12 protein-coding genes and 1 tRNA gene are annotated in these 13,532 nt (G+C 72.2%); 1 reads left to right on the top strand and 12 read right to left on the bottom strand.

What is annotated here, in order from left to right; all coding sequences use genetic code 11:
* Positions 1-30: 30 nt before the first annotated feature.
* The 6 genes from ppsA to ACZCAH_RS08245 all read right to left on the bottom strand — a co-directional run bounded on the left by ppsA (position 31) and on the right by ACZCAH_RS08245 (position 8,745).
* A complete protein-coding gene (gene ppsA, locus ACZCAH_RS08270; RefSeq protein WP_464340601.1) occupies positions 31-2,424 on the bottom strand; it encodes a phosphoenolpyruvate synthase in 2,394 nt (797 codons plus the stop codon).
* A gap of 82 nt (positions 2,425-2,506) precedes the next feature.
* Positions 2,507-3,349 carry a pyruvate, water dikinase regulatory protein gene (locus ACZCAH_RS08265; RefSeq protein WP_464340600.1) on the bottom strand — a complete coding sequence of 281 codons (843 nt, stop codon included), beginning with the start codon at positions 3,347-3,349 and terminating at the stop codon, positions 2,507-2,509.
* Between the two features lie 226 nt (positions 3,350-3,575).
* Positions 3,576-4,616: a hemolysin family protein gene (locus ACZCAH_RS08260; protein WP_464340599.1), complete on the bottom strand. Its 1,041-nt coding sequence runs from the start codon at positions 4,614-4,616 to the stop codon at positions 3,576-3,578.
* On the bottom strand, positions 4,613-6,046 hold the full coding sequence (locus ACZCAH_RS08255) for a hemolysin family protein (RefSeq protein WP_464340598.1): 1,434 nt from the start codon (positions 6,044-6,046) through the stop codon (positions 4,613-4,615). The genes ACZCAH_RS08260 and ACZCAH_RS08255 overlap by 4 nt, the downstream gene beginning before the upstream one ends.
* A gap of 218 nt (positions 6,047-6,264) precedes the next feature.
* Complete coding sequence (locus ACZCAH_RS08250) at positions 6,265-6,951, bottom strand: alpha/beta hydrolase (RefSeq protein WP_464340597.1); 687 nt, start codon at positions 6,949-6,951, stop codon at positions 6,265-6,267.
* 384 nt (positions 6,952-7,335) lie between these two features.
* Entirely contained in the window at positions 7,336-8,745 is a 1,410-nt protein-coding gene (locus ACZCAH_RS08245; RefSeq protein ID WP_464340596.1) for a protein adenylyltransferase SelO, read from the bottom strand.
* Positions 8,746-8,798: 53 nt separating this feature from the next.
* Between ACZCAH_RS08245 and ACZCAH_RS08240 the strand changes: the two genes are divergently transcribed.
* Entirely contained in the window at positions 8,799-9,350 is a 552-nt protein-coding gene (locus ACZCAH_RS08240; protein WP_329745957.1) for an NYN domain-containing protein, read from the top strand.
* A gap of 236 nt (positions 9,351-9,586) precedes the next feature.
* Here the strand turns inward: ACZCAH_RS08240 and ACZCAH_RS08235 are convergent.
* The 6 genes from ACZCAH_RS08235 to rpsF all read right to left on the bottom strand — a co-directional run bounded on the left by ACZCAH_RS08235 (position 9,587) and on the right by rpsF (position 13,295).
* A tRNA-Leu gene (locus tag ACZCAH_RS08235) sits at positions 9,587-9,670 on the bottom strand.
* A gap of 107 nt (positions 9,671-9,777) precedes the next feature.
* Positions 9,778-11,217, bottom strand: a complete 1,440-nt coding sequence (locus ACZCAH_RS08230) for an amino acid permease (RefSeq protein ID WP_464340595.1) — start codon at positions 11,215-11,217, stop codon at positions 9,778-9,780.
* 317 nt (positions 11,218-11,534) lie between these two features.
* Positions 11,535-12,005, bottom strand: coding sequence for a 50S ribosomal protein L9 (gene rplI, locus ACZCAH_RS08225; RefSeq protein ID WP_464340594.1), 471 nt, complete (start codon positions 12,003-12,005; stop codon positions 11,535-11,537).
* A 17-nt stretch (positions 12,006-12,022) separates the two neighbouring features.
* Positions 12,023-12,259 carry a 30S ribosomal protein S18 gene (rpsR, locus tag ACZCAH_RS08220; RefSeq protein WP_010533203.1) on the bottom strand — a complete coding sequence of 79 codons (237 nt, stop codon included), beginning with the start codon at positions 12,257-12,259 and terminating at the stop codon, positions 12,023-12,025.
* Positions 12,260-12,366: 107 nt separating this feature from the next.
* Positions 12,367-12,948, bottom strand: a complete 582-nt coding sequence (locus tag ACZCAH_RS08215; protein WP_464340593.1) for a single-stranded DNA-binding protein — start codon at positions 12,946-12,948, stop codon at positions 12,367-12,369.
* 56 nt (positions 12,949-13,004) lie between these two features.
* Positions 13,005-13,295, bottom strand: coding sequence for a 30S ribosomal protein S6 (gene rpsF / locus ACZCAH_RS08210; RefSeq protein WP_464340592.1), 291 nt, complete (start codon positions 13,293-13,295; stop codon positions 13,005-13,007).
* Between the last annotated feature and the right edge of the window lie 237 nt (positions 13,296-13,532).

The raw sequence follows: 13,532 nt of genomic DNA, 5'->3' as shown, positions 1-13,532 counted from the left end.
GGCGTCGCGCGACCCCGCGCGAGCCGCCGCTCAGGCGGACCCGACCCGCGCTCCCCGCTGCCCCAGCCGCTGCCAGGTCTCGACCACGGTGTCCGGGTTCAGCGACAGCGAGTCGATGCCCCGGTCCACGAGCCACTCGGCGAGGTCCGGATGGTCGCTCGGCCCCTGCCCGCAGATGCCGACGTACTTCCCGGCCTCGTGGCAGGCGTCGATCGCGCGCTGCAGGAGGAAGAGCACCGCGGGGTCCCGCTCGTCGAACCGCTCCGCGACCAGCGCCGAGTCGCGGTCCAGGCCCAGGGTCAGCTGGGTGAGGTCGTTCGAGCCGATGGAGAAGCCGTCGAAGTGCTCGAGGAACTCCTCGGCCCGCAGGGCGTTCGCGGGGATCTCGCACATCATCATGACCTCGAGGCCGTTCTCGCCGCGCACCAGGCCGTGGGAGGCGAGCAGGTCGATCACCGCCCGCCCCTCCTCCGGGGTGCGCACGAACGGGATCATCAGCTTCACGTTCCGCAGCCCCATCTCCTCGCGCACGTGGCGCAGCGCCTCGGCTTCCAGGGCGAAGCACTCCGCGAAGTCCGCGGAGACGTACCGGGAGGCGCCCCGGTAGCCGAGCATGGGGTTCTCCTCGCGCGGCTCGAACTCGTCACCGCCCAGCAGGTTCGCGTACTCGTTGGACTTGAAGTCGCTCATCCGCACGATCACCGGCTCGGGCGCGAAGGCCGCCGCGATCATCGAGACGCCCTCGGCGAGGCGGCGCACGAAGAACTCGCGCGGCCCCGGGTAGGCGGCTATACGCTCACGCACCCGCTCGGCGAGCTCGGGCCGGTCCCGATCGAGCCGCTCGAGCTCGAGCAGGGCTCGGGGGTGGATGCCGATCTGCCGGTTCACCAGGAACTCGAGCCGCGCCAGGCCCACCCCCTGATGCGGCAGCCGGGAGAAGGAGAAGGCCTGCTCCGGGTTGCCGACGTTCATCATGATCCGGGTGGGGATCTCGGGCATCGCGTCCACCTGCGAGGTGGTGACGGTGACCGGCAGCCGCCCGGCGTAGACGTAGCCGGTGTCCCCCTCGGCGGCGGAGACGGTGACCTCCTCGCCGTCGCGCAGAGTGCGCGTCGCGCTCCCCGTCCCGACGACGGCGGGGATCCCCAGCTCGCGGGCGATGATCGCCGCGTGGCAGGTGCGCCCCCCGCGGTCGGTGACGATCGCGGCGGCGCGCTTCATGATCGGCTCCCAGTCGGGATCGGTCATGTCCGCGACCAGCACCTCGCCGGGCCGGAAGTCGTGCATCTGCTCGAGGGAGGTCAGCACGCGCACCGGTCCCGCACCGATGCGGGCCCCGATCGCGCGGCCCTCAGCGCGCACCTCACCCCGCTCCTCGAGCCGGTGCTTCTCCACGGTGGATCCGGCGCGGGACTGCACCGTCTCGGGGCGCGCCTGCAGGATGTACAGCCCGCCGTCGATGCCGTCGAGACCCCACTCGATGTCCATCGGTCGCCCGTAGTGCTCCTCGATGATCAGCGCCTTCCGGGCGAGATCCTGGACCTGCTCGTCGGTGAGCGAGAACTGCCGCCGACGGGCCGGCTCGACGTCCACGAACTCCGTGGTCCGCCCGACGGTGGGATCGGCGGTGTAGACCATCGCGGTCGCCTTCTCGCCGACGCTGCGGGCCAGGATCGCGGGCCGCCCCTCGCGCAGCGCGGACTTCAGCACGTAGAACTCGTCAGGGTTGACCGCCCCCTGCACCACGCCCTCGCCGAGGCCGTAGGCGCTGGTCACGAAGACGGCGCCGGGGAAGCCGGACTCGGTGTCGACGGTGAACAGGACGCCGCTCGCCCCGAGGTCGGAGCGCACCATCTTCTGCACCCCGGCGCTCAGGGCGACGGCGGCGTGGTCGAAGGAGTGGTGGACGCGGTAGGCGATCGCCCGGTCGTTGTAGAGGGAAGCGAACACCTCGCGGATCGCCGTGAGCACCGCGTCGATGCCGCGCACGTTCAGGAAGGTCTCCTGCTGTCCCGCGAAGGAGGCGTCGGGAAGGTCCTCGGCGGTCGCGGAGGAGCGCACCGCGAACGAGGCCTCCGCCCCGCTGCCGGCGGCGAGCGTCTCGTAGGCGGTGCGGATCTCCTCCTCGAGGGCGGCGGGGAGCGGCTGCTCGATCACCATGCGGCGGATCTCGGCCCCCGCCTCGGCGAGCGCGATGGTGTCCTCCACATCGAGGTCCCGCAGGCGGGCGTCGATCCGGTCGGCGAGGCCGGTGCCGGCGAGCAGCTCCCGGTAGGCGTCGGCCGTGGTGGCGAAGCCCTCGGGGACCTGGACGCCGAGGGCGGTGAGATGGGAGACCATCTCGCCGAGGGAGGCGTTCTTCCCGCCGACCTGCTCGAGATCGTCGAGGCCGAGCTCGGAGAACCATCGGATGCGCTGCGTCATTGCTGCTCCTGGGGTGGGGGTGGGGGTGAGATGGGGCCGGGAGGTGGGGTGGGGACGGGCGGACGGTCTCGGCGGCCGGGCCTCAGCGGGGCGGGGCTCCGCGCTGCTCGAGGCTCTGCAGGATCAGGGCGGACATCTCCTCGACGGATCTCGTGGAGGAGTCGACGACGGGGATGTCGTGGACGGAGCAGACCCGGCGGGCACGGCTGAGCTCCCAGCGGGTCTGCTCGAGGGACGCGTACCGCGAGCCCGGCCGACGCTCGGCGCGCACCTCGGCGAGGCGCTGCGGCGAGGTCACCAGGCCCACGCAGCGGGCGGCGAGGCGCCGGATCGACTCCGGCAGCACTTCCGCCTCGAGGTCCTCGTCGATCAGCGGATAGTTCGCGACGAACAGGCCGTGCTGGAGGGCGAGATACATGCTGGTGGGGGTCTTGCCGCAGCGGGAGGGGCCGATGAGCACGAGATCCGCCTTCTCGAGCGCCCGGATGGACTGCCCGTCGTCGTGCTCGATCGCGAACTCGACCGCCGCCATGCGCCGGTTGTAGCGGTGCACGTCGCCGACGCCGTGGAGGCGGGCCGGGGCGTGGTCGCCGTGGACGCCGAGGCGCTCCTCGAGCCGGGTCAGCGGATCGCTGACGAGGTCCATCACGAGCGCTCGGGTGGTCAGCAGCTCGGCCCGCACCGCGTCGTCGACGACGGTGAGGAAGGCGATCGCGCCCTCGGACGCATCGAGCCGCACCCGCACCTCGCGGGCCTCCGCGACCGTGCGCACGAAGGGGATCACGCGTCGCTCGAAGGGGACGCTCGGGAACTGCAGCAGCAGGGCGTTGCCCATGGTCTCGGCGCTGATGCCGGTCGAGTCGGACACGAAGAAGACCGGCTGCGGGGCGTGCGGGCGGTCGTCCTGCGGCTGGGCGAGGGCCATGCGGCATCCCCTCTCGCGTCGGGTCCGGCGCGGGGCCGGGGCACGTCGTCGTGCTGCGGCCACCGTAACCACGCCGCGGCCGACGGCGCCGTCGCGGGCGGGACAGTGGCGCGCCTCACGCCGCTCGTGCGCGAGGGCGCGGGGGTGCACGCTCACTCGGCCCGGAATGTGCAGACGGGGCGCGCGGCCGGGTGGTCGCGCGCCCCGTCGGGCGGAGGATCCGCGATCAGGCCGCGGCGCGCGAGTCGTCGCGGATCTGCCCCACGAGCTCCTCGAGCATGTCCTCCAGGGTGACGATGCCGATCACCGCGCCGGAGGCGTCGGTGGCCGCGCCGAGATGCGCCCCGGAGGCCTGCATCTGGGCGAGGGCGCGGCGCAGCGGCTGGTCCGCGCCGATCCGCGGCAGGCCGCGGATGCGATGGGCGGGGATCGGCCGGTCGCGGGCCTCCTCGGAAGCCTCGAGCACGTCCTTGATGTGGATGTAGCCGACCAGCGCCCCGTCGGCCGCCTCGACCGGGAAGCGGCTGAACCCCTCCACGGCGGCGACCTCCGCGGCGGCGGGGGTCACGCCCTCGGGCAGGGTCGAGACCCGGCCGCGCGGGATGACGAGGTTCGCGACCGAGCGCCCCTCGAAGGACAGCGCCCCGAGCAGAAGGGCCTCGTCGTTGTCCTCGAGCAGGCCGCCCTCCTTGGACTCGCTGACCATCGCGGCCACCTCGTCCCGGGTGAACACGCTGGTGACCTCGTCCTTCGGCTCGACGCCGAGGATCCGCAGCACCAGGTTGCCGAGGCCGTTGAAGGCCCACAGCAGCGGGCGGAGGACCGTCACGATGCCCAGCAGGATCGGGCCGAGGATCATCGCCATCCGCTCCGGGCCGGCGAGCGCGATGTTCTTGGGGACCATCTCGCCGAAGACCACGTGCAGGTAGGTCACGAGCGACAGGGCGATCACGAAGGCGATCGGGTGCTGGAGGGCCTCCGGCACGCCGATCCACGCGAAAGGCACCTCGAGCAGGTGCGCGATCGCGGGCTCGCTGATCGCGCCGAGCGCCAGGGAGCAGACGGTGATGCCGAGCTGAGCGCCCGCCATCATCAGGCTGACCTGCTCCATCGCACCGAGGGTGCGCTTCGCGGCCCAGTTCCCCTCGAGGGCCTTCGGCTCGATGATCGAGCGTCGGGCGGAGATCAGGGAGAACTCGGCGCCGACGAAGAAGGCGTTGGCGAGCAGCAGCACGAGCGTGAGGGCGAGTCCGGTGACGTCGCTCATCGACGCGCCTCCTTCGACTCGTCACGGCCGCCCCGGTCCTGGCGAGCACCGCGGCCCTGCTTCTCGGATCCCTCGGCCCCGTCGCCGTCCTCGTCCACGGGGACGGGCTCGACGCTCAGGTGGAGGGTCTCGATGCGCAGGCCGTCGACCTCGGTCACCGCGATCCGGACCCGCGCCGGGGCCTCACCGGGGGCGGGGTCGGTGTCGACCACGACCTCGTCGCCGACCTCCGCGAGGCGTCCGAGCTCCATGGTCACGAGGCCGCCGAGGGTGTCGTAGTCCTCGTGCTCGGGCACGGTGACGCCGAGCCTCTCGGTCGCCTCGTCCGGCCGGGTGCGGGCGTCGAAGTCCCAGGAGCCGTCCGGCTCGGGGGCCGGGTCGGTCTCCTCGTCGTGCTCGTCGCGGACCTCGCCGACGATCTCCTCGACGAGGTCCTCGAGGGTGATCAGACCGGCGTGGTCACCGAACTCGTCGATCACCACGGCCATCTGCAGGCCGCCGCCCCGGAGGGTGTCCATCAGGTCATCGAGCGGCACGGTGTCGGGCACGAAGGTGGCCGGCCCCATGACGGCGGCGACGGTGGTGGTGGGCCGCTCGGCGAAGGGCACGGCGAGGCCGTGGCGCACATGGGCGACGCCGGCTATCTCGTTCTCCGGGTCCAGGACCGGGAAGCGGGAGTGCCCGCCCTCGCGGGCGAGGTCCAGCAGGTCCTGCACCGAGTCGGTGGTCTCCAGGACGTCCATGCGGCCGCGCGGGACCATCGCGTCGTGGGCGCGCCGGTCGCCGAAGGCGAGGGTGCGCTGCACGAGCGTCGCAGTCTCCGCGGGCAGGGCGCCCTCGTCCGCGCTGCGGCGCACGAGGGCCGAGAGCTCCTCCGCGCTGCGGGCCGAGCCCAGCTCCTCCTGCGGCTCGACGCCGAGACGGCGCACGATCGCGTTCGCATTGCCGTTGAACAGGCGGATCGGCCAGCCGAGGACCTTCGTGAACAGGCGCTGGAAGCCGACGACGGCCTTCGCCGTCTCGAGCGGCTTCGCGATCGCGAGGTTCTTGGGGACCAGCTCGCCGAAGATCATCGTCATGCCCGTCGCGAGCACGAGGGCCAGGGCGACGGACACCGACCGGGCGGCGACGGGAGCGAGGCCCCAGCCCTCCAGCGTCGGCGACACGAGCGCGGCGATCGCCGGCTCGGCGAGGAAGCCGATGCCGAGGTTGGTGACGGTGATCCCCAGCTGGGCTCCGGAGAGCTGCGTGGAGAGGGTCCTCATGCCCTCCAGGACGCCGCGGGCCCGCTTGTCGCCGGAGGCGGCGGCCGCCTCCACGTCGTTGCGGTTGGCGGTGATCAGGGAGAACTCGGCGGCGACGAATCCGCCGCAGGCGGCGATGAGCAGGAGCCCGATCGCGAGGGAGACGAGGGGGCCGATCAGATCCATGGCCGGATCCCCCCGCGTGTGATGTAAGAGTGCAGGCCCGAAGGCCTGGGACAGTCACTGGGGGCGTCGCTGGCGGCGCTCATGATCTCCTGGTGCTCCTCATGGCCCGACCGCATCTCGGCCGGGACTGAGGGAATGCTACAGCCCGCTCCCTACGTGCGGGCCCCGAGCAGGAGCAGTGTGGAGGACGCCTCGCGGGAGGTGGTTCCCTGCTTCGCTCAGCGCGCTGCGCCGTCCTCGCCGAGCTGACGCTCGACGAAGGCGATCACCGCGGCGAGCTCCTCCTCGTCGATGCCATGGCCGAGCTGCGGGCGCAGCACCTCCTCGACGTCGGTGTGCGCGCGGAGGAAGGTGCGCACCTCCTCGTCGGCCGCCGGGCCGAACAGGGGATCCTGGCCTCCGTGGCCCCAGAACACCGGCGGGCGAGCGGCGGCGAGCGCGGCGTCCCCCGGCATCGGGGCGGGGAAGGGCCGGCCGGAGAGCTGGACGATCCATTCAAGGGCGCGGGCGTCGCGGCGCAGCAGCTGGAGGGAGAGCATCCCGCCCTGGGAGAAGCCGATCGCGCCGATGACGCGGCCGGGGGCGGTGCGCGCGATCCAGTCCTCGACGGCCCCGGCGGCCTCCTGCAGGAGGGAGGGATCGGCGGGGTCCACGGGCGGCGGGGCGGACCACGCGTAGCCGGCGCCGCACGCGAAGAGACCGCGGAGGGAGGCGTAGACGACGTCCCGCGGGAGGGCGGGGGCGAGGCCCAGCAGGTCACCCTCGTGGGAGCCGAGCCCGTGCAGCAGCAGGACCACGCGGTCCTCGGGGCCGGGCGGATGCGGGAACCAGCGCACGGCGGTCGCGTCGATCGACGACGGGGCGGGGGTCAGCCGGGTCACCGGCGGGAAGTTCACGGAGGTCACGAGCGAAGCGTAGTCCGCGTGGCGGCGCCGCCGATCCGCGCCCGGACAGGGGCGAACCCGCAGGGTGCGCGGTGCGCGTGTCGGCTGGACAAGGGCCGACCCCTGCGGGTCCGGGCAGCTCGGGTGGATTCGCTGCGGTCCGTCGATCTGGGGGCCCGCTGATGCGGGTCAGAGTCGAGGGGTTGCCTCAGCGGCGAGCCACCTCACGAGTCCGAAGGTCATTCATTCCTCGGATCACCTCCTTTCGATGTGCCTCCACCGTAGACCCGGGGCGGCAGCGCGGCAACGGAATAAGCGCCGTGGATTCTGCGCAGGCCAGGGGCCTAAGGGGGCGACGGCGACGACCCGCGCCACGGCGGAGCGGGCGATCCCGGGGGCGGTCGCTCAGGTGCCGCAGAAGGTGAGGAAGTGGTCCCCGCCCTCCCCGGGTCCCTCGAGGTGCGTCAGTCCGGACCGGGTCTCGAAGGGTGCGGAGACCGCGTCGAGGAGCGTGCGCACCGGGCCCAGGTCGCCGAGGTGGGCGGCGCGCAGCGCCGCGTCGAGCTGCACGTTGCGCGGCACGTACAGCGGGTTCGCCTGTGCGCCGGGCCCGTCGGCCGACGGAACGCGCAGCGCCTCCTGCCGCACGGCCCAGGCGCGGAAGGGCGCGGGGTCGGCGAACAGCGCCTCGGCCCTGCCCTCCGCGAGGGCGCGGAAGAACCCCGTGTGGTCCACCGACTGCGTCTCCATCAGCGCGAACAGGTCCTCCCCGAGAGCGGCCACCTCGTCCTGGCCGCCCGCGATGCCGAGCTTCGCGGCGAGACCGCGGGCGTGCGCCGCCCGGTAGGCGGGCTCGAAGCCCTCGAGCACCGCGGTCGCCGCGTCGACGGCACGCTGCGGGTCCTCGGGATCAATCACCGGCAGCAGCGCCTCGGCGAAGCGCGAGAGGTTCCACAGCGCGACCCCCGGCTGGTTGCCGTACGCGTAGCGGCCGCCGCGGTCGATCGAGGAGAACACCGCCTGGTTCCGGTGGACGTCGAGGAACGCGCACGGCCCGTAGTCGATCCCCTCCCCGGAGAGCGCCATGTTGTCGGTGTTCATCACGCCGTGGACGAAGCCGAGCAGCATCCACCGCGCGACCAGCTCGGCCTGCGCGCCGGTGACCGCGGCGAGCAGCCCCAGCGGACCGTCGGCCGACGGGTGGTGGCGGGCGATCACGTGGTCGACGAGGCGCCCGGTGACCTCCGGGCCGTGATGCCAGGCGGCGGCCTGCACCGTGCCGACGCGCAGGTGGCTCGCGGCGACGCGCACCAGCAGGGCGCCCGGCTCCGGCGTCACCCCCTGCCGCGGCGCGATCCGCTCCCCGGTGGTGAGCACGGCGAGGGCCCGCGTCGTCGGCACCCCCGCGGCATGCAGGAACTCGCCGATCACCGCCTCGCGCAGCATGGGCCCGAGCGGGGCCTTCCCGTCCCCACCACGCGCGAAGGGGGTGCGGCCGGACCCCTTCAGGTGCAGGTCGACCCGACGGCCGGTCGTGTCGACCAGCTCGCCGAGGAGCACGGCCCGGCCGTCGCCGAGCTGCGGGTTCGCGCTGCCGAACTGGTGACCGGCGTAGGCCTGGGCGACGGTGCCGTCGATCTGCCCGGTGAGCAGGGCCATCCCCTCGGGACAGCGCAGCTGGGCGGGATCCAGTCCCAGCTCGACGGCGAGGGGCTCGTTCAGCCAGAGGATCTCCGGGTCCGGCGGGAGGTCCGCCCGCCATGGCACGGAGAGCTCGGGGAGCGCCTCCGCGTAGGTCTGCTGCAGCGGGAGCATGGCCACCTCCTGATCGCCTCCAGGCTACGTGCCCGCCGCGTAGGCTCGTCCCCATGACGCAGCGCACCACGTACCTCCTCGTCGACGGCGAGAACATCGATGCCACCCTGGGAGGCTCGGTGCTGGGCCGTCGGCCCCAGCCGGAGGAGCGGCCGCGCTGGAACAAGCTGCTGCAGCATGCGGAGTCGGCCTGGCAGCAGGAGGTCAAGGGCCTGTTCTTCCTCGCCGTCTCCGACAGCCTGCCGCTGAACTTCGTGCAGGCGCTCATCGCGCTCGGCTACACCCCGGTGCCGCTGCGCGGCGAGGGCAAGGTCGTGGACATCGCGATCCAGCGCACCGCCGAGGCGCTCGTGCCGCGTGAGGCCGACGTCATGCTGGTCAGCCACGACAGCGACTTCGTCCCGCAGATGGAGGCGCTCGCGGAGGACGAGGAGCGGCGCACCGCGATCGTGGGCTTCACCGAGTTCATGTCGGGGGACCTGCGGGAGATCCCCGGGGTGGAGCTGCACGACCTCGAGTACGACGTGCAGGCCTTCACGAGCCGCCTGCCGCGGGTCCGCATCATCGAGATCGACGAGTTCGATCCGCTGGAGTTCATCCTCTGAGCCGGACGGGCCGGCGAGGCGGGGCGGGGCGGGGTTCGGCCCCGTCGGAAGTCGGGACCCCGTGGCCATCGTGGCCCCGTCGGCCGTCACGGCCCCGTCGGCCGTCACGGCCCCGACGGCGGCCGTGGCCCCGTCGGCGTTTGTGGACCCGTCGGCCGTCGTCGGCCACTGCCGCGCCCGCCACACGGACGACGAAAAACCCCGGCTCACCTGGGTGAACCGGGGTTTCTCCGCGGTGCGCAAGGGGGGACTTGAACCCCCACGCCGTTTCCGGCACACGGACCTGAACCGTGCGCGTCTACCAATTCCGCCACTTGCGCGTGGCTCCGGCACCGGGCGCTGTACACACCGAGACCGAAGATTCCCCTAGGTTACCCTCCGAGAACCCCGGCCCCAAACCGCCGGGCCGCACAGTGACGAAGACCTCTCAGCGCATCGACTCCGCTTCCTCGAAGGCCTCGTCGATGTCCCGCGGATCGACGCGTCGGCGCCCCACGACCAGGTAGAGCAGGCTCGCCACGAGCACCGCCGGGACGCCCACCATCGCCGCGACCTGCATGCTCGGCCGCACGGCGACGGTGGCGAGCACGGCGAGCAGACCCACCAGGCCCACCACGCCGGTGACCGAGCCGCCGGGCATCCGGAAGGTCGCCCCGGTGATCCCGCGGCGGCGGAAGGAGAGGAAGGTCAGCAGGATCAGCACCCACACCAGGATCACCGCGAAGACGACCAGGCTCATCATGTAGCCGAACACGCCGCCCACCCCGGAAAAGGCCAGCAGCGCCGCACCGATCAGGCCGACCGAGCTCAGCGCGATGCCGACCGCCGGCACCTTCCGCGCCGTGGTGTGCGCGGCGAAGCGGGGGGCGAGCCCGTCGGAGGCGAGGGAGTGGATCATCCGGCTGCCCGCGTACAGGTTCGCGTTCGCCGCCGAGAGCGCCGCGATCAGCACCAGCAGGTTCGTGACATGGGCGGCGCCGGGCACCCCGATCCGGTCGAAGACCATCACGAACGGCGAGGTCGCTACCTCGCCACCGGTCCCGGCGGCCTCCCGCCACGGCACCAGGCACAGCACGATCCCGATGCACAGGACGTAGAAGAAGGCCAGACGCACGATCGTGGTCCGGGCGGCGGTACGGATCGAGCGCGCCGGATCCTTCGCCTCGGCGGCCGTGATCGACAGCAGCTCGATGCCGCCGAAGGAGAACATCACGACCGAGAGGGCGACCCACACGCCGCTCCAGCCCATCGGGGCGAAGCCACCGTCGGCCGTGAGCTCGACGAACCCCGCGGCGGGCGCGCCCGGCACCCCGACCAGCACGAGTGCCGCGCCGATCAGGAGGAAGACCAGCACCGCTATCACCTTGATCGAGGACAGGAAGAACTCGACCACGCCGAAGGAGCCGACGCTGAACAGGTTGATCCCGATGATCACCGCCGCGAACAGCAGGATCCCCGCCCAGATCGGCACCCCCGGCAGCCAGTAGGCGAGGTAGGCGGCGCAGGCCACCAGCTCCGCCCCGGTCACGCACACGGTGACGATCCAGTACAGCCAGCGGCTGAGGTAGCCCCAGAACGGGGACAGGTAACGGGCGGCGAGGGTGCCGAAGCCGCCGCGCACCGGGTGGCGCGAGGCCATCTCGCCCATCGACAGGGCCACGGTCGCCGCGATCAGGGAGCCGAGCGCGAAGGAGACGATGACCGCGGGGCCGGCGTAGCCGATCGCCTCGCCGGAGCCGAGGAAGAGCCCGGTGCCGAGGGCAGAGCCCATGGCAATCATCGCCATCTGGCCATGGCCGAGGGTACGGGCGAGGCCCTGGTGGTCGTCGGAGGGGACCGACGTGGAAGTGGGGGTCGGGGAGTTCACCCGCACGAGGATAGGCGAGGCGCTCTCGCGGACCGGGATCGGACCTCCCGGTTGCCGGGCGCCAGGCGGGGCGGGGTGGGGGCCGAGGGGTGGGCCGGGGGTGGGGCTGGCCGGGCCGAGGACGGCCAGGTCGACACTGTCGCCTGGCGAGCCAGATCCGGGGTCGTTCTGGCTCATGAGCCGACGCTGTCGATCTCGCCCTACCCGCCGCGTCTCGCCCGCCGCGGCGCCCCGCCGGGCATGACAATGGCCCGTTTCTCAACCATTTCTGAGGCGAAAGTGGTTGAGAAACGGGCCATTGCGCGGGCCCTGGACGATCAGGCCTTGGCCGAGCCCTTCGCGGCGACGACCTGGATGAGCAGGTTGGCGAAGATGTCGTCGTGGAGACGGACGGTCGCCTTGTGCTCGCCGAGCGCGCGGATCGGGGCGGGGAACTCGACGGTACGACGGTCGATGTCCTTGTCGAACACCGACTTCACGCCCTCGGCGACCTCCTTGGAGGCCACGGCGCCGAAGAGGCGGCCGTTCTCGCCGGCGCGCTCCGCGATGACGACGGGCTTCGACTCCAGGGTCGCCTTGAGCGCCTGGGCCTCCTCGAGAGAGGCGATCGCGCGCTTGCCACGGGCGGCGCGGATCTGGTCGAGCTGGCGCTGGCCGCCCTTGGTCCACGGGGTCGCGAGACCGCGGGGCATCAGGAAGTTGCGCGCGTAGCCGTCCTTGACGTCGACGACGTCACCGGCGGCACCGAGGCCGGAGACCTCGTGGGTGAGGATGAGCTTGGTGGTCATGTCTACGCCTTCCTCGCTCAGCGACCGGAGGTCGAGTAGGGCAGGAGCGCGATCTCGCGGGCGTTCTTCACGGCCTTCGCGATCTTGCGCTGCTCCTGGACGGAGACGCCGGTGACCCGACGGGCGCGGATCTTTCCGCGGTCGGAGATGAACTTGCGCAGCAGCGCGGCGTCCTTGTAGTCGACGGTCTCGAGACCGGCGGCCTTCAGCGGGTTCTGCTTCTTCTTCGGCTTGCGAAGAACAGGCTTGGCCATCGTGGTGCTCCTTCTTTCTGAGGGGAGCCCGGGCATGGACCCGGGATGGAGTGGATCAGTGTCGTGCGTCGACCGGCGCGGGGCCGGTCAGATCGGTCGGGGACCGATCAGAAGGGAGGGTCGTCGTACCCGCCCTGATTGCCTCCGCCGGCCCAGGGGTCGGCGTCGGGAGCGCCCTGCGGCGCGTTGTTGTAACCGCCCTGCTGACCGCCGTAGCCGCCCTGGCCGCCGCCCTGCTGGCCGCCGCCGTAGCCGCCCTGGCCACCTCCCTGGTTGCCGCCGCCGAAGCCGCCGCGGCCTCCGCCGCCACCACCGCCGCCACCTCGCTGGACCTTGGTGGCCTTCGCGGTGGCGTAGCGCAGGGACGGACCGATCTCGTCGACGTCCAGCTCGACCGAGGTCCGCTGGTTGCCGTCACGATCCTGGTAGGAGCGCTGCTTGAGTCGGCCCTGCGCGATCACGCGGGAGCCCTTCTCAAGCGACTCGGCCACGTTCTCCGCGGCGTCGCGCCAGATGGAGCAACGGAGGAACAGCGCCTCGCCGTCCTTCCACTCGTTCGACTGACGGTCGAAGGTGCGGGGGGTGGACGCGATGGTGAACGACGCGACGGCCACACCGGACTGCGTGAAGCGCAGCTCGGGGTCAGCGGTCAGGTTGCCGATCACGGTGATGACGGTGTCGTTCGCCATGGGTGCTCCTCTGCTCCGGGGTCGGATGGGGTGGTGCGCTGGTCAGCGACGCGAGGTCACTCGGCGTCGAGGCGCATGAGCTTGGTGCGCAGCACGGACTCGTTGAGTCCCAGCTGGCGGTCGAGCTCCTGAGCGGTCGCCGAGGTGGCGGTGAAGCTGAGGACGATGTAGATGCCCTCGGACTTCTTGTCGATCTCGTAGGCGAACTTGCGCTTGCCCCAGACGTCGACGTTGTCGACGGTGCCGCCCTCGGCCGGGATGACCTGGACGAGCTTCTCGAACGTGGTGCTCACGGTCCGCTCGTCGACGGACGGGTCGAGGATCACGACCATTTCGTACTTGCGCATGTCTGGTACCCACCTCCTGTGGTCTCTGCGGCCACGGTCTCTCCGTGGCAGGAGGGTTCATGCCATCCGGGCGCGGCATCGGCGATGCGCGGCACGGACCGACACAGCCTACCCGGCACCGTGATCTGCGGCCAGGGAGCGCCGACGGGTGCGCGGCGCATCACAGGGCCTGCGTCTGCGACGCCCCACGCCTCGACGTCCGCTCCGTCCCCACGATCGAGCGCGCCCCACCATGGG

This window comes from Brachybacterium sp. B718/18 (assembly GCF_055454375.1).
This window is presented reverse-complemented; position numbering and strand designations above follow the sequence as displayed.